At 40.0% G+C, this 23909-nt stretch carries 18 protein-coding genes; 11 read left to right on the top strand and 7 right to left on the bottom strand.

The window, feature by feature from the left end; translation table 11 throughout:
• Positions 1-5 precede the first annotated feature (5 nt).
• Positions 6-2627, bottom strand: coding sequence for a putative LPS assembly protein LptD (locus E2P86_RS05055; protein WP_240775574.1), 2622 nt, complete (start codon positions 2625-2627; stop codon positions 6-8).
• Between the two features lie 195 nt (positions 2628-2822).
• On the opposite strand from E2P86_RS05055, the gene E2P86_RS05050 reads away from it, so the two are divergent.
• Positions 2823-3689: an N-acetylmuramoyl-L-alanine amidase family protein gene (locus E2P86_RS05050; protein WP_085473805.1), complete on the top strand. Its 867-nt coding sequence runs from the start codon at positions 2823-2825 to the stop codon at positions 3687-3689.
• A gap of 64 nt (positions 3690-3753) precedes the next feature.
• Positions 3754-4701 (top strand): MlaD family protein, encoded by a 948-nt coding sequence (locus E2P86_RS05045; protein WP_085473804.1) that lies wholly within the window; start codon positions 3754-3756, stop codon positions 4699-4701.
• 42 nt (positions 4702-4743) lie between these two features.
• Here the strand turns inward: E2P86_RS05045 and E2P86_RS05040 are convergent, their stop codons facing one another.
• Both E2P86_RS05040 and E2P86_RS05035 read right to left on the bottom strand, forming a co-directional pair.
• Positions 4744-6420 (bottom strand): M56 family metallopeptidase, encoded by a 1677-nt coding sequence (locus E2P86_RS05040; protein ID WP_134431231.1) that lies wholly within the window; start codon positions 6418-6420, stop codon positions 4744-4746.
• Between the two features lie 5 nt (positions 6421-6425).
• Positions 6426-6788, bottom strand: a complete 363-nt coding sequence (locus E2P86_RS05035; RefSeq protein ID WP_085473944.1) for a BlaI/MecI/CopY family transcriptional regulator — start codon at positions 6786-6788, stop codon at positions 6426-6428.
• A gap of 340 nt (positions 6789-7128) precedes the next feature.
• Here E2P86_RS05035 and E2P86_RS05030 point away from each other — a divergent pair, with 340 nt between their 5' ends.
• From E2P86_RS05030 to E2P86_RS05010, 5 genes are all read left to right on the top strand, one after another.
• Positions 7129-8415: a citrate synthase gene (locus E2P86_RS05030; RefSeq protein ID WP_085473802.1), complete on the top strand. Its 1287-nt coding sequence runs from the start codon at positions 7129-7131 to the stop codon at positions 8413-8415.
• 204 nt (positions 8416-8619) lie between these two features.
• Positions 8620-10401 (top strand): hypothetical protein, encoded by a 1782-nt coding sequence (locus E2P86_RS05025; RefSeq protein ID WP_085473943.1) that lies wholly within the window; start codon positions 8620-8622, stop codon positions 10399-10401.
• Positions 10402-10860: 459 nt separating this feature from the next.
• Positions 10861-11295: a hypothetical protein gene (locus E2P86_RS05020; protein ID WP_085473801.1), complete on the top strand. Its 435-nt coding sequence runs from the start codon at positions 10861-10863 to the stop codon at positions 11293-11295.
• A complete protein-coding gene (locus tag E2P86_RS05015; RefSeq protein WP_085473800.1) occupies positions 11285-11485 on the top strand; it encodes a helix-turn-helix transcriptional regulator in 201 nt (66 codons plus the stop codon). The genes E2P86_RS05020 and E2P86_RS05015 overlap by 11 nt, the downstream gene beginning before the upstream one ends.
• A gap of 7 nt (positions 11486-11492) precedes the next feature.
• Entirely contained in the window at positions 11493-11957 is a 465-nt protein-coding gene (locus tag E2P86_RS05010) for a thermonuclease family protein (protein ID WP_134431228.1), read from the top strand.
• Positions 11958-11979: 22 nt separating this feature from the next.
• Here the strand turns inward: E2P86_RS05010 and E2P86_RS05005 are convergent, their stop codons facing one another.
• From E2P86_RS05005 to E2P86_RS04990, 4 genes are all read right to left on the bottom strand, one after another.
• Positions 11980-12342, bottom strand: a complete 363-nt coding sequence (locus E2P86_RS05005; protein ID WP_085473798.1) for a VOC family protein — start codon at positions 12340-12342, stop codon at positions 11980-11982.
• A 101-nt stretch (positions 12343-12443) separates the two neighbouring features.
• Entirely contained in the window at positions 12444-12989 is a 546-nt protein-coding gene (locus tag E2P86_RS05000) for a dihydrofolate reductase family protein (RefSeq protein ID WP_085473797.1), read from the bottom strand.
• Between the two features lie 63 nt (positions 12990-13052).
• Positions 13053-16130, bottom strand: coding sequence for a beta-L-arabinofuranosidase domain-containing protein (locus tag E2P86_RS04995; RefSeq protein WP_240775573.1), 3078 nt, complete (start codon positions 16128-16130; stop codon positions 13053-13055).
• A 300-nt stretch (positions 16131-16430) separates the two neighbouring features.
• The gene (locus E2P86_RS04990; RefSeq protein WP_085473796.1) at positions 16431-16901 is read right to left on the bottom strand and encodes an LIC11966 family surface protein; all 471 of its coding nucleotides are present in this window, start codon (positions 16899-16901) and stop codon (positions 16431-16433) included.
• Between the two features lie 263 nt (positions 16902-17164).
• On the opposite strand from E2P86_RS04990, the gene E2P86_RS04985 reads away from it, so the two are divergent.
• The 4 genes from E2P86_RS04985 to E2P86_RS04970 all read left to right on the top strand — a co-directional run bounded on the left by E2P86_RS04985 (position 17165) and on the right by E2P86_RS04970 (position 23890).
• A complete protein-coding gene (locus tag E2P86_RS04985) occupies positions 17165-17617 on the top strand; it encodes a hypothetical protein (protein WP_085473795.1) in 453 nt (150 codons plus the stop codon).
• A 17-nt stretch (positions 17618-17634) separates the two neighbouring features.
• Positions 17635-18156 (top strand): HEAT repeat domain-containing protein, encoded by a 522-nt coding sequence (locus E2P86_RS04980; RefSeq protein WP_085473794.1) that lies wholly within the window; start codon positions 17635-17637, stop codon positions 18154-18156.
• Positions 18157-18768: 612 nt separating this feature from the next.
• Positions 18769-21963, top strand: a complete 3195-nt coding sequence (locus E2P86_RS04975) for a SusC/RagA family TonB-linked outer membrane protein (RefSeq protein WP_134431222.1) — start codon at positions 18769-18771, stop codon at positions 21961-21963.
• A gap of 4 nt (positions 21964-21967) precedes the next feature.
• Positions 21968-23890 carry a RagB/SusD family nutrient uptake outer membrane protein gene (locus tag E2P86_RS04970; protein WP_085473941.1) on the top strand — a complete coding sequence of 641 codons (1923 nt, stop codon included), beginning with the start codon at positions 21968-21970 and terminating at the stop codon, positions 23888-23890.
• Positions 23891-23909: the final 19 nt, after the last annotated feature.

The raw sequence follows: 23909 nt of genomic DNA, 5'->3' as shown, positions 1-23909 counted from the left end.
AATGATTAGTATACATAATGACTCTCGCGCTTAGTAAGTTTCAAATCCTGCAGGATTGATGACTTGGCTCGAATCGTAATATTATAACTTTTATATTGTCCAAAAGGCACCCATCCAACCGACATATCCCAGCAGTGTAGATCCCTATAAATACTGAAACGCGTCAGCGATAAAGCTTGTTGTTTTAAATCGTATCCCGAATTAAATTGCACCTTCCATTTCGGTGTAAGGTTAACATCTCCGTTGATATTCACCGTGGCTGTGATATCATTCTTCATCTGCTTTACATTACTATCCCAACGTTTGCTATAGTTCATACTAAAGGAACCATTCAAATTCCACGGAATATTAAAATCCACAAACGCATTCGGATCGGTACTGATACGCGCTAAAGCCTGTGCTTGCTCTTGCGTCATATTTGGCATTTGGTTGCGCAAAGAATCAATATTATTATTTCGGCTCTTATTGGCATTCGGATTTAAACTGTAGTCAAATGAAAGTCCAAAGTTGGTCAATCGTGCCAAGCTACCTTCTTTGATCGCAAATTTATCGATACGCACCCCTTCGCTATTCACGACATATGGATCAAACGTACCATTGAAATTCAAATTGATCTTTTGGTTGAAGAGCGACGTTCGTCCCGAGAAACTAATGGTAGAAAGTTTAAGGGAGTCTGCCATAAAGTTATAGTTACCACTAAAGGTCAAGCCCTGGATTAATGGTATCTTTTTAAATCCTTTTCCTGTCGTATCATTTTTCGTTCGGACTTTCGCTTCAATATTATTATCAACGGAGAATCCTATCCCCATGGATTTACCTGCTGACGGTCCGCCATATATTCCCCCTTCAAAGACAGAGTATTTTTGCGATATACCATCTTTATTGATGTAATCCTTATAAAAACCATAACGTGGATCCGAGAAATCCGGACGATAGTTCAAGTTGATAGAAGGCGTAACAATGTGGCGAATGGCTTCGATTTTTCCCATCTTCGGGTACGAGCCATAAATCTTGGTCGAAAGACCTGTCGATAAAGAATAGTCGTAAGCACGACGGAACCCCTGTACCGTATCTTTCACCTCCACAAAACCACCAACCTCGTTGGTCAATCCTTTACGAATAGACTGCAGGTACCAACGCTCCGTATAGTTTACCGATGTATTAAACTGGAAATACTTAAAAGCATTCAGGTTTAAACTGATGGGAATATTATGTTGAAAACCATTGGTAAATTTCGATAATGCTTCTTTGGTAAAAAGCACAGAGTCGCCTGCCGAAATCGAGTTTCTTCCCTGTAAGCTATATCCAACAGTGATACGCTGATACCATTTCTGCTCGCCGACACGATTCTTTGAATCGAATGGGTTAAAGGTAGAAACGTTTAAACTAAAGGATGGTAGCTCAAGATCAACCTGTCCGGTACTGATATCCTGACGGTGACTTAAACTCGACGTAAAATTGACCTTCCCATCGGCAAACACCCGACCATAAGCAATGGACGATGACATATTGTTACGTACGACATCTTGGATACTATTAGTCTGGTTAAACCCTGTATTTTGAAAGTATGATCCTGTACCAAAATTCACCGAGGCAGAAAACGAGGTCCCCGGATTTGCTTCCTGACGTTGCGTATGGTTCCAGGTAACATTAAAATCTTTATTAGCCCCATAATTTGGTGTACCTTCAATCCCCACTTTCGTCGACGCATAACGGATATTGAAACCACCACTATACTTATAGTTCACAAGATAATTCGTTCGGATGTTAGTTTCCCAAGATCCCTTGGAGTAGAAACTTCCCCGCAATTCGCTATCCCAATAATCGTTAAATGCTAAATACCACCCGATATCCCGGAGTGCAAAACCACGCGAGGCATCCTCCCCAAAAGAAGGGAACAGAAAACCAGATGATCGCTTATTGGTTTTCGGGAAAAATCCGAAAGGAATAGCAATAAATTTTAACGGTATATTTTCAACCACTAAGTACGATGGTCCGGCAATAATTTGATTTTTGGTTACCACCCCTTTGGAAATCTGTAATCCAAAGTGCGTATGTGGGAATGGCAAATTACAGGTACTGTACATCCCGTGGTAGAGCGACATCTCGTCGTACAGGTTTTTTCGAAGGATCTTTGCCTGGATAAATCCACCGTCGACTTCCGTCATGATACCATAGGTATTTCCCTCCTTCTTCTTATAGTCATACAGTAAAGAGTCGACAGATTTGGGTGTATCGTTCGGAAACAGAACAACCGGTCTTCCTATATATTTACCATTATGATCCAAAACACCGCTAGCAAACAATTCGTTGGTATTCCGATCCAAGCGAATATAGTCTGCAGAGAGCTCAAAATCTTGATATTTCACTTTTGCACCTTTATAGAGGTGAAGAATATTCTTACTCACTTGATTCCAAGAGGAGTCATTCGCCACAATGGTAACCACCGTTTCCAGACCGTCTTGATCTTTCATAATAACAGTATCTCTCCCTTGAGTATCGCGCAAATGATTCTTCGAGGTATCGGTCGTAACCTTGGTCGTATCCTTACCAATGGTACTTACAGCTTGTTTAGCTGGGGCTACAACTTGTCCATAAGAAGCTGTTAAGCTAATAAAAACGAACAAAAAACTACAGAAAAAACAAGTTAAAGCCTTCAAAGTGAATTACGAATGTTATTTTTGTGTGAATTTAAACTTCTATCGGCAAAAATAGTCAAAAAACAGATACAAAGAGTTATTAGATAAGCTCGAAGTAATAATAATTTTTGCATCGCTATTTTTGCTATAATTTTAAACGGCCACAATAAGGTTTTAATACAAATGACTAAAAAAAATTACATCTACCGCGCAAGCTCTCTTTTCATATCAATCTTTATCCTTACGATTTCAACATCTTCTGTTGTACCACAAGACCCGCCACAAGCTCCGCAAAAAGGACTTTCAAAGGTACGTACCATTGTAATAGACCCTGGCCACGGTGGTCGCGATGACGGTGCTGTAGGACGTCAGAGTAAGGAAAAAGAACTTGTTTTGGAGGTTGCTCTGAAACTAGGTAAACGCATTGAAAAAGAACTCCCTGATGTCAAAGTTATTTTCACACGCAGTACCGATGTTTTTATCCCACTATTTGAACGCCCTGCCATAGCCAACAAACACAACGCGGATTTGTTTATTTCAATCCACGCCAACTCGGCCGATTCAGACCAGCGCGTCAAAGGTCGTAACGGACGTTATACAACCACTACGGTAAGAAAACCATCCGTTCGTGGAACGGAAACATTCGTACTTGGTTTTAATAGGCTGGGGAATCAGGATGTTGCGATTCGAGAAAACGCATCCATCCTTATGGAAGAAAACTACAAAGAGAATTATGGTGGATTTGACCCCCGCGACCCTTCTTCGATGATTGTTTTTCAATTGCTAAAGAGTCAATTCCGCCGAGAGAGCATCCGTTTGGCGTCTTATATGCAGGATGAATATGTACGTGTATCTCGTGTAAACCGTGGTGTGCAAGAACTCTCTTTAGCAGTACTTAAAACAGCAGGTATGCCAGCCGTATTAACCGAGATTGGTTTCATCAGTAGTCCCGACGAAGAAGAATACATGATGTCATCTGCAGGTCAAGAAGAGATTGTTACTGGGCTACTCAATGCCGTAAAAACATATAAAACTGCTGCAGAACGATAAACTTTTAGTAGATTAGTTTGTTGGAGATAGTAAACAAATAATCAGAACATATAGAAAAAGTATTTTGAAGATATCGAACGAAACGAAAGTAGGCATAATCACTATTGTGGCCCTAGCATTATTATTTATAGGCTACAATTTTTTGAAGGGCAATGATGTATTCAGCAGCGAGAATGAATATTATACGGATTACGACAATGTTGATGGACTTACGGTTTCCAAACCTGTTGTTGTAAATGGATACCAAATTGGCCGTGTTTCTAAATTAGCACTGTTGAACAATGGCAAGATCCGCACCCACTTCAAAATCAAAAATGATTACGATATCCCTTCCAATACTGTTGCGCGAATTGTTAGTGCAGATTTATTAGGAAGCAAAGCTATTGTATTTGAATTAGGAAATAGTAAAACACTCGCTAATGACGGCGACCCTTTACTATCTGATGTACAAGCCAACCTTTTAGAGAAAGTAGAACCTTTGCAAAAAAAGGTAGAAAATCTGGTCGTCAAACTAGACTCTGTTTTATCGGCGGTAAACTCTGCTTTGGACGCAGAATTCCAACGTGACTTCAAGAGTAGTTTACGAAGTATTTCTGTATCGTTAAACAATATGGAAAAAATAACCAATGATGTGGAAGGTTTGATGGGCAGTGAAAAGGTACGTTTGGCTAAAATTATGCAGAACTTAGAATCGATTACCAACAACTTTAAAAACAACAACGATAAGATCAACAGCATTTTGGCGAACCTGGATCATTTATCAAGCGATCTTTCAAAAACAGAGATTAAAGCGACGATAGATAACGCTAACCAGGCGATGAAGGATGTACAGGCTATTACAGCGAAAATTAATAAGGGTGAAGGATCTATTGGTTTATTATTGCACGACGAGAACCTATACAACAATTTGAACAGCGCAAGTTCTGAATTGGATGGTCTGATTAAAGACTTAAAAGAGAGACCTGGAAAATATCTGCGTCTAAGTATCTTCGGAAAGAAAGATACAAAGTAAAAAAAGAAGGGCTTATCAATTTGATAAGCCCTTCTTTTTTTTTTAATCCGCCTTGGCAGCTTTAACTCTTTCCCCTTCTTTGGTCGTCACAATAAGAATTCCATTCTCACCTTTTGCACCATAAGTCATCGTTGACTGCTTATCTTTTAGCACCGTAACAGAAGCAATATTTTCTGGTATTAACGTTTTTGCAGCAGCATCAAAATCTTCCTGCACTACTCCATCAATGACCATGAGTGGTTTTGGCCCGTTTCCTCCCGGCCCAATTCTAATACTCATTTTCGGGTCGGAAGCATTCCTTTTATTGATAGAATCATTCGTATGTTTTTGCATGCTTGTCCCTAGAATGGTCGCGGTTCCAGATTTCGTATCTCCTTCCTTCGTGAAGCGATAGCTTTGAGTCGGTGCAACCTCGTTATTCTTTCCCTCACCTTTCGTGGTGATATAGATTACTCCATTCTTTGCTTCAGGACCATAAATATTGGTGCTCGCTTCCCCTTTAATTATACTTATCTCCTTAATTGTATTCGCATCGATCTCATTAATTTCGAACATCGGATCCATCAATTTGCCATCTACTACGGCTAAAGGCTTTCCTTTTTCTAGGACATTACCATTGGTACGAAAAATAAAAACATTTTGCGTTTTCTTGGCCGTAGTGTCCGTAACACCGGCCTCTGTAGCTTTTTTAACAACCGTTCCTTCGTCTTGTACAGCGAGACCTATAAATTTACCTTTAACCGTATCCTTTTCGGTTACTGCAATAATTTTTACAGTATCCTTTTGCTGCAGGACACGTTGCAAATCTTTAACCTCCGTCTGTTTGGCCAATAGCACCACCTCCGAAATTTTTTCATCCGCTTTCGTTACGGTGAAGGCCGCGGCAACAAAAATCAAAACAGGCAAAAGGAATGCATATTTACTTAATTCCAGCGCAGAAGATCTTTTCTTATTCATCATGGTAATCCTTTTTTTAAGTAGTTTAAAATTAAACTGATTGCCCACCCCTACGGTCGCTCCTTGCTTTGATACATGAAGTAGTGAATATTGATATGTCTGCCTATCAACTCCTTGATTCAACACATACTGGTCGGTTAAGAATTCAAGATTTTGCCTTACCGCCTTTCGTAAAAGCCATACGACCGGATTGTACCAACAGAGAATCAAAATGGCTTCAAAAAGAATAATATCCAGCGTATGTAACCCTTTCACATGAATCTGTTCATGTTCAAAAATATCATACAACTCGCTTTCCTCATGTTGTTTCGCATTCACATAAATGCGATTAAAGAACGAAAACGGGGCAATAGGAAATAACACATTACGATATACATATGTACGCCATGAAGCCTCGATAGAGTGACGATGTATTCGCATAAGGCTAAAAAGTTGCACGGCTAATTTTAGGAACAATACCATGGCCCCCAAGGCAAACAACGCCAAAGTAACTTGTTGGATATCCATCCCCTTTTCTATCGTTTTTTCGGTTTGCAACATACCTGGAATGTATGCAACAACCTCACCGATAGGTTCCATGTGTGTTTTGAAAAGGGCCGGTATATTCATAAAGGGGTAGAGCAAAGCAAAGATACCTCCCAAAATAAAATACACCCGGTTCAATGGATGAAAGGTCAGTCCTTTAAGCAACAAAAAGTAACCGAGGTATATAAACACCAACAGGATATTAACCTGTATGATATAGGTTAGAATTGCCTCCATAAATCTTAAGATTTATTGTTTTTAATCATATCCATAATTTCTGTCAGCTCCTTTTCAGATAACTTCTCCTCTTTCACGAAAAAAGAAACCATCTCTTTATAAGAGTTACGAAAGTAGTCCCCCACAAAACCGTTCATAAACTTCGCTTTATACTGCTCTTCTGTAACAACAGGTTCGTAACGATTCGCATTTGCGTAACGCCTCGGTTCTACATATCCTTTGCGCTCCAAATTCTTAATCGTCGAAGCTAAGGTGGTATAAGGAGGCTTCTCTCCTTTTAAATTATCTAGAATTTCTTTTACAAAACCACCTTGTAACTGCCATATAGACAACATGGCTTCTTCTTCTTGTATCGTAAGCTTTTCCATAGGTAACATGTTTCATTATTAACGTTATACAATATTACGAAAAAATCGTAATAAAAGAAAAGAAAAAAATAAACCACAACCAGCTCCCCCAGTCCACACAAAAAACTATCCCTAAAAAAAGGCTGTCTTTTTTGAATAATAACATCTAAAAAATCTTTTTTTCGTGTAGTGGTTACACTATCAAGCTTTTCTCCCAATTAATGCCTATTATTGCCATTTCGGCAATGATGTCGTTATTTTTCAGCATCAAAATGACGATTTCATGTTTATTTAATACGTTGAACAATTATTTTTTAATCGGGTTTTTTATACATTTGTACAAATAAGTCAAAATATAAGCATGTCAGATAAAGCAACAATAAATTTAGATGGTACGTCTTACGAGCTACCTGTGATCGTAGGGACGGAAAGCGAAAAAGCCGTTGACATCTCGAAACTTAGGGATCAATCAGGATACATCACATTAGACCCTGGGTTCAAAAATACAGGAGCAACGAAAAGCGCAATCACTTTCTTAGACGGTGAGCAAGGCGTTCTTCGTTACAGAGGTTATTCGATTGAAGAGCTTGCTGAGAAATCAACCTTCCTAGAAGTTGCCTATTTATTGATTTACGGAGATCTTCCTTCGAAAGAGGTATTGGAGAAATTCCGCGCAGATATCAGAAAACAAATGATGATCCACGAGGATATGAAAAATTTCTTCGCTGGCTTCCCATCAAAATCCCACCCTATGGGTCAGCTTTCTTGTTTAGTAGGAGCATTATCTGCTTTCTACCCTGAATCGCTTAACCCAAATGTGTCACAAGAAGAAGAAAACAAAACAATAATTAACATCCTAGGTAAAATGCCTACGATTGTTTCTTGGATACAGAAAAAATCATTAGGTCACCCGATCGTATACCCTAAAAACAATTTAGGTTACATCGAAAACTTCTTAACAATGATTTTTGGTGAGGTTACAGGCGAAACAATTTTTGACCCTGTAGTGGTAAGTGCTATGCACAAACTATTGATTCTTCATGCTGACCACGAGCAAAACTGTTCCACATCAACGGTACGTATGGTTGGTTCATCGAATGCAAACTTATATGCTTCCCTTTCAGCGGGCATCAATGCACTTTGGGGACCGCTACATGGGGGCGCTAACCAAGCGGTAATCGAAATGTTGGAAGCAATCAAAAACGATGGTGGTGATGCTGAAAAATACTTAGCGAAAGCGAAAGACAAAAACGATCCTTTCCGTTTGATGGGTTTTGGACACCGTGTATACAAAAACTTCGATCCGCGTGCTAAAATCATCAAAAAAGCATGTGATGATATCTTGGAAAAATTAGGTATTAATGATCCAGTGTTGGAGATCGCGAAAAAACTAGAAGCAGCTGCACTGAGCGACCCTTACTTTGTAGAACGTAAGCTTTACCCGAACGTAGATTTCTATTCTGGTATTATTTACCGTGCATTAGGATTTGAATCGGACATGTTCACCGTTCTTTTTGCGCTAGGACGTCTTCCAGGATGGATCGCGCAATGGAAAGAAATGCGTGACAACAAAGAGCCTATCGGCCGTCCGCGCCAGGTTTATATCGGAGAAGTAAACCGTGAATACATTGATATTAACAAAAGATAGTTGCTAGGGGTTGGACAGTAAAAGACTAATTGTTAAAAATTAGGTTTTACCAAAACTCCTTATAAAAGACTATTCAAGAATAGTAAAACGTGTCTGAGAAATCGGACACGTTTTTTTTGTGTGATATTAATCATTATTTTTTCACGATGCCGTTACTTTCTAGGCGCCTAAATATCACGTATTTCGTAATGCATGAACAACATTATGAAACACAGCTTCCACATCCCCGTCTTGGGTTTGGCCTTTTCTATAGACTCCCCTATCAAGGTTGCCAAATACGGTATTTCTTCGGTTCTATCCATTGTTGACGATGAGCTGATCGAGCGTATCCGGCACTATTATGCCAACTTGAATGGATTATCATTCACCCCCATTAACAAACATGAAATTGACGGCCGTGCTAAGCGTATAACCGCTTACCTAAACTTGGTACAAGAGCTCGTGGAAGGGCAAATTCAAAAAATAAAGACAGAAACCTTTTCCATAGGTAGCGATTTAAGCAAATACTTCGAAATGTTGGCCGAAAAGACCCCAATAAAGGAACTTTATAATCAAATGTTAAGCACTGTCAACAGCCATCAAAAGGAAGCTATGCAACAGGAACTGCGCAATGCCGTTTCCGCTGGTGACATTGATGTGAACATCATGGCTAAGGTAGACAAGCTAAACCATAGCCAACATGGTGATGTATTGAATGAACGATTTTCGGATGCACTCTCGGCGATACGTGGGTTTGCCAATTCAAACCTCTCCTCATCTGTGGTCTTATCCGCTGGCATGAATCCTCGTTTGTACAATTACTTAGCAACATTAGATTGTTTCTTCCCAAATAGTGCGGGAAAACTCCAGAAAAGAATAATTCTGAAAGTGTCTGACTTTCGCTCCGCAAATATTCAAGCTAAATATCTCGCTAAAAAAGGAATATGGATTTCCGAATTCCGGGTGGAATCTGGCTTAAACTGTGGCGGCCATGCTTTTGCAACAGAAGGTTTTCTATTAGGTCCAATTTTGGAAGAGTTTAGATTGAAAAAAGAAACCCTCATCGCTGAGCTACACAGTTTATATCAAGAATCTTTATCAAATAAAGGGATTACTGCTCCCGAAACTCCTTACCCTATCCGCTTTACGGCGCAGGGAGGAATCGGGACCCCAGAGGAGCAGAATTTTTTACTTACTCATTATGGTTTTGACGGAACTGGTTGGGGCTCTCCCTTTCTTTTAGTGCCCGAAGCAACAACCGTAGATCAAGCGACCTTAACCGCATTGACGCAAGCAGAAAAGGAAGATTTCTATTTAAGCGGAGCCTCGCCCTTAGGCGTTCCATTTAATAACTTTAGACACAGCACCTCGGAGAAAAAAAGACTGGATCGTATTGCTAAAGGTCGCCCAGGTAGTCCTTGTAAGAAGAAATATCTGATTACAAATACCGAATTTGGCCCTACGCCTATCTGTACGGCATCGCGCGTCTATCAGCATGCCAAGATCAACGAGTTGTCGCAGCAATCATTACCAGAAAATGAATATCAAAAAGCATATAACAAGATTACCGAAAAAGTATGTCTTTGTGACGGATTAGCGACTTCTGCTTACATAAATTATGGTATTGAAAAGCCACGAGAGGACCTTTCCGTTTCCATCTGTCCCGGACCAAACACCGTATATTTTGACAACACGTATAGCCTTAAGGAGATGGTTGACCATATTTATGGCCGTAAAGAAATACCGCTAAAAAATGAACGCAATCATTTTTTTATAAACGAGTTAGAGCTCTACATAACGTATCTAAAAAATTATGTAGAAGAGACCGTTCAAGATGCAAAATCAATAAAATTCGTTGAACGATTTAAAGCGCAGTTATTGACTGGAATCGAATATTACGAATCCATTTCAAATCAAGTTATGGAAAATGTATCTTCTAAAATTGAGTCGTTTAAAAAGGAGCTTACAGTGGCGAAAAACAATTTACAAACAATAAAAACACCCTAGTTGTTTACACATCTTAATGATATAGTCAAAAAAAACAGCCTCATATCCTTATTGATTACAATTTCCTATTGATGCGATTACTTTTCTCATCATACTCCTACTCATCTAAACACGGAGGAATGATGGGATTTTTATGTCGCCGAATTTGCTTGTCGCAACCGCTTTCTACGCTGACGCGTCTAGCAAATCTAATCGAAGTACCTCATGATTTTTCGAAAGTATCGTCCTTAGTATTACTAATAATCCCCATTTATTCCACCAACACGTAATCTCTGACTTTACCGCCCTACCAAACCTTCACCTACTCCTAACCGTTACGCGATAAATTTCGTATAAAACCGGATTTATATGTCCTCGAAGCAAAAGGAAAACAAACATTACATTTTGTAAAATAAACTTGTCATAATGTAAAATATATTTTACATTTGACGCATTAACAATTTAAAACTATGTACCATTATGAAAAGTATACCATTACTCCCTCGTTGTTTTCAATGGATCGGACTTTTGCTCGTTTTGACATCCCTCTTGAGTAAACAAATTGCTAACTTAAATTTCTCTCTATTTGCCGTCCTTTCGAATCAGGGGAATTTTAGATTTATCAACACAGATGCAGGCTTAACAATTTTCCTAACAACCTCTATCCTTGGTCTTCTATTTATTTCATTCACGAAAAGAAAACAAGAGGATGAAATGATAAATAGTCTTCGACTATTTTCTTGGTCCTGGTCCATTATTATCAGCTTCATCTCTTTCTTATTAATCACCGTTTTTGTATATGACAGCGATTACTTAATTGTCATGTACTTTCCGCACTTGATATTGGGTCTATTTCTTATCTTGTTTAACATTCAACTATTCAAAATAGGAAGGAGAGTCGGGCATGAAGAATAATATCAGGATTAACCGTTTAATAAAAGGTTATTCACAGGAGCAGCTGGCCAATTTGGTCGGTGTGAGTCGTCAAACGATCAACGCACTTGAAGCAGAAAAATATGTTCCTTCGACCGTTTTATCACTCAAGATTTCCCATGTATTAGAAAAGTCTATTGAAGAATTATTTGAATTAGAAGAGAATGATTAAAATTTCTATGAAGATTACATTTGTTTTCATTTATTTATTTGCTTCCCTGATTAGCCATGCACAAACTGTAAGAGGGAAAGTGGTCCGTGTTGCCGATGGAGATACTATTACCATTTTAGATTCCAACAATACCCAGATAAGAATTCGTTTTCACGGGATCGATTGTCCCGAAAATGGTCAGGATTTTGGTCAGGTGGCGCGACGGTTTACCTCGGATCTGTGTTTCGGAAAAAAGGTCAAAATCGATGTAAAAAGTAAAGACCAATACGGGCGAACGGTAGGCATCGTATGGGTTCAGGATACACTAAATGTCAACCTCGAATTGCTCCGTGCCGGACTAGCATGGCACTACAAACTTTTTGATAAGTCTACCATTTTTGCGGAAGCTGAACAGACCGCCCGAATGGAAAAGGTAGGACTTTGGAAACAAAAAAATGCGGTAGCGCCGTGGCTCTTTAGAAAAAGAAGATAAGCGAATACACATTCGCTGTGGCCTAAACGGACCAAACAGCGAGCTCATTTCCATCTGGATCTGTAAACTGAAAACGGCGTCCGCCCGGGAAACTAAAAATATCCTGTGTTAGGACGCCACCTGCTTGAAGCACTCGCTCCTTAGTAGACAAGATATCGTCGGAGTACAGTACGATCAATATACTTCCTCGAACAGCTGTACCTTGCGCAAAACCACCATCGACATGCGTGCCTTCAAATGCCGTATACCCTGGGCCATAGTCAGTAAACATCCAACCGAAACTCGCTGTATAGAATTCCTTAATACGTTCCAAATCAGGAGAAAGAAACTCGATGTATTGAATTTGTTCGTGCTTAAGTTTTGTTTGTGATGTTACATTTTCCATACTAACGTATTTAGATCTATTACCTTGTGCTTATTTTGAATACCAATTTACACAATCGTCAGAATAAAAAATAAATTTCTTAGTAAAAAAGCATAGGCACACTAGCGTTTTGTTTCGTAAACCATCTGTACCACGCCTGATTTAAAAGCATGACTCTCTTTAAGCTTTAATTGAAGACGCTTGCTAAGATCCTCAAACAACGGTTTACCTTGCCCCAAAGCTACAGGATGTACGGAAAGGCGATACACATCTATAAGATCTAGTTTAACAAAAGTGCTAATCAGGCTGGCACCCCCATAAAGCCAAATATCCTTACCATCTTCCGCTCTCATCATTTTTACACGATCCTCTATTCCTTCACGAATAAAGGTAGCACGACTATCATTTTTTTCCTGGCGACTAAAGACAATTTTCCTTTTCGAGTGTACAGTTTCCCATAACTCTCTTTCCGGAACACTCACCTCTCCTTCGGGTATAAAATTCCCCCAGGCGTCATAACTTACACGTCCGTAAAAGATGGTATCAATCCCCTTCAAAAAACCAGTAAAATCCATATCCTCATCCATGATGCACCAATCGATTTCACCATTTGGCCCTTCAATAAACCCATCTAAGGTGATGGCTAAGTCTAAAATTATCTTTCTCATCTTTTATGTTGTATGATCGAACTTCGAAAATACAACATAAAAGATCAAAACTAGTAAGGTGATTTACTTTAGTGTTACATCTAAATATACCGAATGGCGCCCATAGGTATCGTAGAATGGTTTAAAAACCACATCCTCAATTTGAAACTCCAATTGACTTGCATCTCCTTTAATGGTTTTACTGATATCTTTTGCATCTAACGTTACTTTACGCCATTCTTTTCGAGCTTCTGGCTCTTGTGCTGCTAAGAGTATGGGTCCATAAAACAAACTGGCGATATTCGGCTGATCCATGAGTGGATCCAAATGAAATTGGAACGGCATGCGCAACTCAATAACATCGCCACTTTTCCATGTACGACTGATATTAAAATAACTGCCTGGTGTCGCATTTACATTTTGCTGTTCACCATTGATCGTTACATAAAAACCTTTGGTCGCCCATCCTGGAACGCGTACATGCACGTCAAATTTTCCATTTCCTTTAATGCGTAACCGTGTATGGTCTTCCTTCGGAAAACTTGTTTCCTGTTCAATCGTTACACCACGTTCCGTCCAATTTAGAGTCGACGGAATGTAGAGATTTACGTATAGCGCATTATTGTCTTTACTTTTAAAATAAATGGAATTCTGGAGTTTCGTACTGCTTTCAATTGCTGTACCATTACAACAGGTAAATCCAGTCATATCGGGATTACCAAATTGCTTCATCGATCCAGGTCGTAATGGGACATGGTATGTATTGGCAGGACTATCCTTCGCTACGGACGCTAGAATATGATTGTATAAACCCCGTTCGTAATAATCCATCAGTTCCGTTCGTTGGTCAAAAAGAAAAAGATTACTGGTTAATTTCAACATATTATACGTTGCACAGGTCTCATTCTGCCCGCCTGCTGATAGACCATTTTCGTACAATGTAGCAGGCTGACTGATAAAGCATTCCGCATTCGCAGGATTACGTGCCCCCGCAACGCCTCCAATACTGTACATATAATCATTCACCGCTTTATACCAGAAGTTATCCGCTACTTTATAATATTCGGGCAAGTTAGACACGCGGTACATCTCTATACTCCCCACCACCTGTGGTATATGTTGGTTGGCATGCAGCCCTCGAAATGTATCCACATTTTTAGCCAGCCCGTGGGAATGATCGGGATCTCCAAAGAACATTTTTATATTATCAAAAAGCTGTGCGGTTTTCAAATAGTTATCATCGTTCGTAATACGATACAAGTGTGCCATGGTTTCATTCATACCGCCAAATTCGCCTGCGATATACGTGTTCCACATTTTGATAAGCGTCTCTTTCGGCAACTGATTTAAACGTACATACACCCAGTCACTCATTCCAACAGCTACATCCAGCGCTTTTTTATTACCGCTTACTTCATAAATATCCAATAAGCCGGCTAAGATTTTATGCAAGGTATAATAAGGCGCCCATACTTGATTCTTTTGTCCACCATAGGTTGCTCCTTGTTCAAGCATAATAAACTGATCCGGCGGATAGGCACTGATAAAACCAGCCCCCCAATTCCAATAATCGGTCCGAATACCTGCTTCACTAAGATCGGAGTCATAATCAGATTTGCCCGGCCCTTTGGGTACCAACGTTGGATCTGAAACAGATACTCCGCCAGCATCTTTTGGTTTTCCAGACAAATGAGACAACTCATACAGCACGTTAATCATATAATCCATCTTTTGAGCAAAGTTATCCTGGAGGGCTTTATCATAGCCCGTTCCGGCATACGCCTGTGCAATAGCTGTCAGATAATGTCCAGTGGCATGTCCCCGCAACTTTGTATCTTGGCTATCCCATACCCCCAAAGGTTTTGCGCCTTCGGGTTGCTTTTGACCAAAAGCGTGACGGAACATATATAGAAAAGAGTTCGGGTCTGTTGTCGCTAAGGTATGGATGAACTTATCTCTATTTTCAATGAATTTTGTCTCCTGTTGCTTCGCATCTGTCACCAACAATACCTGGTCTAGATGAAAAGGCTCCAACTTCGAATTCGGTGTACTAGATTTATCTCCACCTTTGACCTTAATGACAGCCTTGGGCTGTAAATCAGTTCCAGGTACTCGACCAACAATCGTATATTCTCCAGCCTCAAGCGCAGCGCTATTATCAATCGGAGAAGGCCACAACACGCGAACTTTAGGCCCGACGACCGCATCACGATATGTCCCCTCAACATAGCTTGGTAAACGAGGTAATTCACCAACCTCTGTTTCTACTTTCACATCAGACACGTTCAACAAATATGCATTGTAAAGCTGTGCCTTTGTTAACGGAAAAGTCGGAAGATCATCTTCTACCTTACCCATATTTGCAGCATCCTCACGTACGCCTTTTAAAGCATTGTAATAAATTCCTCCCACCTGTCGTCTTGTCAATGGCACACGATAAATACGAAAATCACGAAGCAGAGCCTGCAAAGAAGGCGTACCCGGTAAGAAAGATTTACCGATTAGGAAGTGCCCTTTTCCATTCGTTTGTTGTCCAAATATGTCCGCCAATTCCAGAGAAACACCCGTCTTCTCTCCAACAAGTTTGCTATCCACATACGTAAATACAGATTTCGATGGAATATCAATAACCACCACCAAATGCACCCACTTATTTGTTTCAATAGCTGGCGCGGTCAACTCTAGTGCCGTCCCACTCTTTGTTGATACCAGCGTATAATACCCTGTTTTTCCTTTAACGCCTTCTGGAGCCGAAAAGAAACGTCGGTTAGCATCCTGCCCAAAATCAAAAAAATACTGATTCGTCTTATTCGATTGGAGATAGACCCACCCCGAGATACTTATAGATTCAAGATCCGTAAAAGCCGTCCCAGGAATGGAAATATAGTCGTTCGCTCCACCAGACAAAGACAAAACCTGACCAAATCGTTCGTCCTTCACATATTTAGCCACACCGCCATGGAACTTTCCATGTAAATTATTTCGAGACCAATCTTTCGTATCACCATCAAATACATACCGAGCCACCATCCCTGTCTCCCCTATACCATCCAATATCTGATCGCCTTGCGCGTTAACTTTTTGCGTAAATAGTCCTATACTCACTAAAAACAATAGTATCGGACAGAATAGTTTCATGCTTCTCATCTTTATTTTTTTCATGCGTAAATTAAAGGTTCATGTAGGTTCAAGCAGCCACAATAAGCTATAGTTTTCACTAAACAAACGATTGCTTGATAATATTTTTAAAACTAAGAAGAATCCGGACTTATCTCTACATAGATTTTAACGAACAGTAACCTGATATTAACAACCTTCATTTAAGCCTCAAAATGAGAAGTATGCGAATTAAAAAAGGAACAAACAAAACATCTCAGAGTAAGTGCCACAAAAAAGCTCCCGATAGAAACAAATCTACCGGGAGCCTGCAACCTTAAACGTTATTTTACTTTTTGTACGTTTTTACTTTTTGTACGTTTTTTCAAAATTGTTAGAGGCTTCGTTTACCCCATTGGCCATATTCTCAAACGCTTTATTGATATTCTCCAATGCAGTCTGTTCTACTCTTACATCTTCTTTATTGTTTTTTCGGATATCGATTAATTTCGGGTAATCTTGATCTACAATTTTCTTGTATCCTTTTAGTCCTTTTAACACGGCATTTTGGAGACCCGCATCGCCATTAAAATCTCCGATCTCTTCCATTTTTTTAATATCAGCATCAACAGCTTTTGCCCAATCCACTCTTACTTTCTCCGCCTCGTCATAGTTTTTACTCTCCATTGCTGCATTCATTTTACCAATATATGCCCCAGATCCATTGATGACAGTAATAACAGCATTATTGTATTCAACAGGATCTTTTGATGCACCACAACTCATAACAGTAAGTAAAACCATAAGAGTAATCCCTTTAATTAATAATTTTTTCATTTCTATTGTTTTTATTGATTTAACCTTAAGACAAAGGTAATTGAAGTATGCATTGGTAAACATCCCCGAAAACAGGGGTTTTGTATTAAATAATGAAAAGCAATAAACTTTAGACGCTCCCGTTTGTTTATGTGAATACTAAAAGACAAATAATTTAAGCAAAAGCTAATGCATGACATTATTGAAGGTCAACGCGATACCTCTGATAGTAGCATTGCTATACAGCTGAAAATTCATTAAATTTGTTTCATAAAGTCATACGTATGAAAAAACAGCTCACCCATAGCATACTAGTCATTATTGGTGCCATAAGTTTTATTTCTTGCAGTCAAGGCCCCGCTAAAGATGCCAAAGAAAAGACAGACGAAACCACTTCGAATCTTACGGGTATGTACCATTATGCTAACAATGGCGATACGATACGTTTGAATCTCCAAGTATCGGATAATAACGAGGTGCATGGTCAACTTTTATTTGCGCTGTACGAAAAGGATAGAACCGATGGAAGTTTAAAAGGAATAATTAAAGATAGTCTTCTCCTTGCGGAGTATTCTTTTTCTTCAGAAGGAGTTATATCTGAACGACAAGTAGCATTTAAATTCCAAAATGGAGCAGCACTACCGGGCTACGGTAACATGGAAGAGTTAGATGGCAAACTTGTCTTCAGCAATATCGATAGTTTGCATTTCGACGAGCAATTTGCTTTGCACAAGTAACAAGTAAAAAATAGAGCGTGAATTTAGAAGTCTTATTTCAGGACAAAAGTATCAAGACAAAGGCTAAAGTCGCTCTTATTGGAGAAAGCCTTATACAAAAGGAACTAACGACGGAGGAGCTGATCATTTTTGCCAACCAGCAAAAACCAGTGGAGATGGCCACTTGTATAGAAGCGTTGGAATACGCGACAAAGAAGAGTCCTCTGGTTGCCAATGAACGTCTCTTTAATTATGTGGCTAAATCACTGACGATGGATGAACCCCGCGTGAAGTGGGAAAGTGCAAGAGTAATTGGAAATATTGTCAAACTCTTTCCGAGCAAGATTGTTGATGTCATACCGCAACTGTTAATAAATGCGATGCATACAGGCACGGTTGTACGCTGGGCATCGGCTTATGCTTTGGCCGAAATCTTCAAATTAAAAACAGAGCACAACAATTCATTACGTGCAACAATGGAGAAACTCGCTGCACAGGAAGTCGACAATGGAGTCAAAAAAAAGTATACCGATGCGCTAAAAAAAGTCAAGTTGACTTAAAATAAATCATGTTTCTCTACCGCCACCCAATTCAAGCTACGGGCTATTTTCCTGCCTTTTAAAGTAGTCTTAAAAAAACCTAAACGGGCCAACAAGTCGCTTTCGTGTCCTAGTAAGTATCTCGCTCCTTTCCCACCCATTCAACTACGCTTATTGCGCACTCATATTATCTTTGTATTTACTTGCGCAACGTCCTTTTTACAAAAAAAATCCAAGTATAAGGCTAACAACAATCAAAACAAAATATACCTCGAAACACAATCGTTTGCGTAACTCACGAAAAGGTTTTCGAGAAAATAAAAACAACCTATCACACTGATAGAAAGAGTTTTACAATTCACAAAAAAAGCATCCCATATTGTACTTAATACACGAAAACGTTTAAGTAAACTACACAATCGTTTGCTTTAGCCTCTACTGCTCATATACCAGCTTTTAATCCTTAAAATTGACCATTCCTAAAGTTAATGGGGCCTATAATTATCATTACTTAACTAACTAAAATTAACCTTCATGACATTACTTATTTTTTATTTAACAAGCTTTTCGAAGTGGAGAAACTCTCTCCCAAAAGCACAGAGAAAAAATGACATTTGCTTATGCTGGAGTCGCATGCCAAATGCAATACAATATCTCGTTACGTGTCTGTTTGTGCTTACCTTTTACGGAAATAGTCAAGCAAATGAACATCCAAACAAATCGAGAAATACAGAAAAAAATATTCCCCAAACACAAATATCGGGATCTGTAAAAGACACGCTTGGAAATGTTTTACCAGGGGTTTCAGTATTCATCAAAGGTCGACCGAATGTAGGAACCACAACAGACCTCAATGGGCTCTTTGCGCTCAACATCCCATCAGGATCTAATGCGATCATCGTTCGTATGACCGGGTACTTACAGCAAGAAATATCGCTTGAAGGGCTAAAAACCATAGATGTCATTTTACGCGAAGATTCTCAAGGAATAGATGAAGTTGTCGTTACAGCATTTGGTCAGCGTGCAAAGAAAAGCGACTTGATTGGTTCTGTCGCATCCTTAAGCCCTAAAGATCTGAGAGCACCGGTCAGTAATCTTACAACTGCACTGCAGGGTAAAGTCGCGGGTGTGGTCTCATTTCAACGAAGTGGTGAGCCTGGTGGTGATAATGCTGATTTTTTTATTCGTGGTGTCGGAACATTTGGAACCAATAACAAACCATTGATTCTTGTAGACAATATGGAAGTAACGGCGGACGATCTAGCTCGTATTCCGGTGGATGATATCGAAAACTTCTCCATTCTTCGTGATGCAACCGCATCAGCAGTGTATGGTTCCCGTGGTGCAAACGGGGTCGTCCTCGTGACGACAAAAATCGGTCGTGAGGGACCTGCTAGCATAAGCTTTAGAACTGAACATCGCGTATCCACGCCGACACAGAGCCTAAAGTTTGCTGACCCCGTAACTTGGATGAAAATGTACAATGAAGCCGTTCTCACCAGAAACCCACTGGGTTCAGAACCTTACAGTCAGTTAAAAATAGAAAGAACAGCTGCCGGTGACGATCCGATAGCCTATCCTAGCGTAGATTGGTTAGGCGCGCTTACTAAAACCACCACCACGACCCAAAATTACAATTTAAGTGTTGCCGGCGGTGGACAAGTAGCAACGTACAATGTAAGTGGTAATTTTACCAATGATAACGGTCTATTAAAAATGGACGCGTTAAACAATTTCAACAACAATGTGAATTTCAAGGTCATGAACCTGCGAAGCAATATTGGTGTTAATATAACGAAATCTACATTTGCAATGGTTCGAACTGTTGCAAACATCCAAAACTACACAGGCCCACCAACGAGCGGCAATGAAGCTTATAACTTGGCATTACGTGCCAACCCTGTACTCTTTCTTCCGGTTTATCAGGCAGGACCTAGCCAATCTTATATTCAGCACCCACTTTTCGGAAATTCCGACCAAGGGCAATATGTAAACCCTTACGCCCAAATAATGCGCGGATATTCTGAAAGAAGAAGAAGCAACATGCAGGTACAACTGGAACTAAAGCAAGACTTTTCGGAGATACTACTACAAGGCTTAAACTACCGCGGTTTATTTAACCTGAGTCGGAACTCCTATTTCGCACAGTCCAGACAATACAATCCTTTTTACTATCAACCTATTGGAACAGACCCAATAAACAACTCCTTATTATTCAAACAGATAAACCCAGACTCTGGTACTGAATACCTTGATTTTGTTCCGGGGGAAAGATCGCAAGCCGCCATCTTTTACATGGAAAATCAATTGTCATACCAGCGAACCTTTAATGAAAAGCATAATGTTTTTGGGATGCTTATTAACACGATACGAGATAATGTGAGTACTCCTGTGGATAACAATATTTCACTAATCAATACACTACCAAACCGAAATGTTTCATTTTCCGGAAGTTTCACCTATGGTTATGACAATCGTTACCACCTACAATTTGCATTTGGTTACAATGGTTCGGAAAAATTCTCTGAAAAATTCCGTTGGGGTTTCTTCCCATCGTTTGGTGCAGCCTGGAATGTTTCAAATGAGGCCTTTTTTGAACCTCTAAAAAGCACAATAAACAACTTTAAGATCAGGTTCACACGAGGCACCCTTGGTAACGATCAAATTTTAGATACACGCTTCTTTTACCTGTCTGATGTTAATTTAAATAGCCCCACCTATGGTTATCCTTTTGGTCTTCCTGCAGAAGCCGGAAGAAGATCCATAAATGGTGTTGTCGTTAACAGATATGCGAATCCTGACATTCGCTGGGAAATCTCTAAACAGACAAACCTAGGTATTGACTTAAGTTTACTAGATGGAACCATAAATTTCACCGGTGACTTTTACCAACAATCTAGAGATAACATTGTGCAGACACGATCCCTTTCGTCAATTAATGGCCTGACTGCTTCCGTTTATGCAAACGTTGGAAAATACAAAAGTCGGGGATTTGATGGAGAGCTTGTTTACAACAAAACCGTAAATAGCAACTTGTGGTTCCAAGGACGAGGAACTTTCACCTTAGCTTCCGGCGAATATGAATTTTATGAGGAGCCTTTTTACAAGAATGAATACAGACGTCGCAAAGGAACATCGGTAAATCACCAATTCGGCTATATTGCAGAACGACTTTTCATCGATGATAATGAAGTTTATAACAGCCCTGCTCAAGAATTTGGATCCACGGTTATGGGCGGTGATATCAAATATCTAGATGTGAATCGCGATGGTTTAATCAATGATGATGACCGTATGCCAATTGGTCACCCAACGACGCCTGAAGTAAACTATGGTTTCGGTTTAAGTACTGGTTACAAAGGTTTAGATTTTTCATTCTTCTTCAGTGGAGTAGGTCGTACATCATTGTTCATCAATCCAACGACGGCAAATACCCCAACAAGTAAAGGGATCGCCCCATTTGGAAGTGAGACAGCGCCAAACGCCGTTTTTCAGGGATGGGCAGACGACTATTGGTCAGAAGAAAACAAGAATATTTATGCTATTTGGCCGCGCTTGAGTGTCTCTCCGCAAGCAAACAATACCGTGCAAAGTACATATTGGATGCGAAACGGAAGCCTCATCAGACTAAAACAAGTAGAACTTGGTTATACCATTAATAAACAATTTTCGCAGCGTTATAAAATCAAGAATTTGCGGGTCTATGCCAGCGCGAACAACTTATTACGCTTCAGTTCATTTAAGCTTTGGGATCCTGAAATGGGAGGTAATGCCCTCAATTACCCTCTTCAGCGCGTATTTAATATCGGTATAAATGCAAACCTATAAAATTATGAAAACGAAATTTAAGACATGTATAATAGGACTAGGGTTGATCTTTGGGTTGTCAACTTCTTGCAATAAATTTTTAGATGTAGTTCCCGATAACGCCCCCGTCCTCGATCAAGCCTTCTCGATGCGAACGATGGCTGAACGATATTTAGTTACCTGTTATAGCTCTTTGCCGGAAAGTTTTTCGGTGCAGGGGAACGCCGGACTACTCTCGGGCGATGAATTCTGGTTAAGTTCGGAAGCTACCTATTCAGGCTACCACAGCTGGCGCATTGCGTTAGGGAGCCAAAACGGAGATAATCCACTTCTAAACGCGTGGGATGGGAACAATGGCGCTAAAGGTTATTGGATTGGTATTACGAACTGTAATATCTTTTTGGAGAATATTATGCGCGTACCCGATATGACCGAGGATGAAAAACTAATGTGGACCTCTGAAGTCAAGTTTTTAAAAGCTTACTACCACTTCTTACTTTTGCGTCAGTACGGCCCTATTCCAATCCGGGATAATAACATCCCAATCTACGATGCGCCAGGTTCATCGCAATTAGCTCGAAATACAGTGGAAGAATGCTTTAATTATATTGTTGGGCAAATCGATGATGCGATGGAAAACCTAATGGATGATGTAACGGCAGTAAACAGCGAGACAGGTAGGATAACCAAAATTGTCGCCAAAGCCATGAAAGCAGAAATCCTGATACATGCTGCAAGTCCATTATACAATGGTAATACCGGTGTCGAGGCTAGCATCACGAATGTAGATGGTACGAAACTATTTAACCAAACCTACCTTTCGGATAAATGGCAAAAAGCTGCTGAAGCCTGTAAGGTTGCGATTGATTTTGCACACCAAAATGGAAAGGCACTGCATACATGGACACCTACCGGCGGTTTTATCCCGCAAGCGAGTACACAATATCAAATGAACATCCGTGAGGCATACAATGAAAACACAGGAAATGCAGAGATACTTTGGTTAGACACGAAGTCAACTGCATCCGGAACCATTCAAGGTTACTTTATGCTGCCGCGTTATACCCCTAATGCTACCACAGGTACGCTACTTGGTTTTATGTCGGCTACGCTGAACATTGTAGAGAAGTTTTATTCTAAAAATGGCGTTCCTATTGAGGAAGATATCACCTACCCTTACACCAGCCGATTCGATTTAATTACAGTCCCATCAACCGATGGATACAAATACGATCTCGTTGCAGGTAAGGAAACTGCACGTATGAATTTGGACCGTGAAAACAGATTCTATGGCACGCTGATGTTTGATGCCGGCCGTGTATTTATGTTGCAGGCGACATCAGACGCAAACGCTTACAATATTGATCTAAAATACTCCGGGACATCGGGAAAAGTAGATCCGAACCAATACAACTGGACAGGATATGCTTCAAAGAAACATTACAACTACCGCGGGACAGTAGGCGCCAGTAACGCATATACCGCCCGCGTGTTTGGGCATCCCGTAATGCGACTTGCTAACTTGTATTTATATTATGCTGAAGCACTAAACGAACTTAACGGTCCATCTGCCGAAGCCTACGCCTATATTGATGTGGTTAGAAAGCGTAGTGGTTTGCCTGGTGTTGTCGAAGCTTGGCAAAAATATTCTTCTAATCCGACCAAACCTAGTACCAAAGAGGGACTACGTCAGATCATTAAAAGTGAACGCACGTCCGAATTTGCACTCGAAGGAATACGTTTTTGGGACTTAAGAAGATGGAGAGACGCCGTGAAAGAATATAACAGTCCAATTTTGGGATGGGATATTAATCAATCTGCCGCAGGCTCCTATTATCGCACGAAACTTCTTTACACGCGTTCATTTATGGAGCGGGATTACTTTTGGCCATTAAGCCTAAATGAGAGAAGAAGAAATCCAAACCTAGTCCAGGCAGCTGGCTGGTAGATGATAAACCAATAAGAAA

Origin of the sequence: Sphingobacterium psychroaquaticum (assembly GCF_004421025.1) — a bacterium.
Classification (GTDB): domain Bacteria; phylum Bacteroidota; class Bacteroidia; order Sphingobacteriales; family Sphingobacteriaceae; genus Sphingobacterium; species Sphingobacterium psychroaquaticum.
This window is presented reverse-complemented; position numbering and strand designations above follow the sequence as displayed.

Excerpts from the sequence above, each read along its gene's own strand:
- E2P86_RS05000 (WP_085473797.1), bottom strand. The coding sequence starts at position 12,989 with ATGAGAAAGATAATTTTAGACTTAGCCATCACCTTAGATGGGTTTATT.
- E2P86_RS05050 (WP_085473805.1), top strand. The coding sequence starts at position 2,823 with ATGACTAAAAAAAATTACATCTACCGCGCAAGCTCTCTTTTCATATCA.
- E2P86_RS05015 (WP_085473800.1), top strand. The coding sequence starts at position 11,285 with ATGAAGAATAATATCAGGATTAACCGTTTAATAAAAGGTTATTCACAG.
- E2P86_RS04985 (WP_085473795.1), top strand. The coding sequence starts at position 17,165 with ATGAAAAAACAGCTCACCCATAGCATACTAGTCATTATTGGTGCCATA.
- E2P86_RS04990 (WP_085473796.1), bottom strand. The coding sequence starts at position 16,901 with ATGAAAAAATTATTAATTAAAGGGATTACTCTTATGGTTTTACTTACT.
- E2P86_RS05010 (WP_134431228.1), top strand. The coding sequence starts at position 11,493 with ATGAAGATTACATTTGTTTTCATTTATTTATTTGCTTCCCTGATTAGC.
- E2P86_RS05020 (WP_085473801.1), top strand. The coding sequence starts at position 10,861 with ATGAAAAGTATACCATTACTCCCTCGTTGTTTTCAATGGATCGGACTT.
- E2P86_RS04970 (WP_085473941.1), top strand. The coding sequence starts at position 21,968 with ATGAAAACGAAATTTAAGACATGTATAATAGGACTAGGGTTGATCTTT.
- E2P86_RS05030 (WP_085473802.1), top strand. The coding sequence starts at position 7,129 with ATGTCAGATAAAGCAACAATAAATTTAGATGGTACGTCTTACGAGCTA.
- E2P86_RS04975 (WP_134431222.1), top strand. The coding sequence starts at position 18,769 with ATGCCAAATGCAATACAATATCTCGTTACGTGTCTGTTTGTGCTTACC.
- E2P86_RS05005 (WP_085473798.1), bottom strand. The coding sequence starts at position 12,342 with ATGGAAAATGTAACATCACAAACAAAACTTAAGCACGAACAAATTCAA.
- E2P86_RS05025 (WP_085473943.1), top strand. The coding sequence starts at position 8,620 with ATGAAACACAGCTTCCACATCCCCGTCTTGGGTTTGGCCTTTTCTATA.
- E2P86_RS05035 (WP_085473944.1), bottom strand. The coding sequence starts at position 6,788 with ATGGAAAAGCTTACGATACAAGAAGAAGAAGCCATGTTGTCTATATGG.
- E2P86_RS05040 (WP_134431231.1), bottom strand. The coding sequence starts at position 6,420 with ATGGAGGCAATTCTAACCTATATCATACAGGTTAATATCCTGTTGGTG.
- E2P86_RS04995 (WP_240775573.1), bottom strand. The coding sequence starts at position 16,130 with ATGAAAAAAATAAAGATGAGAAGCATGAAACTATTCTGTCCGATACTA.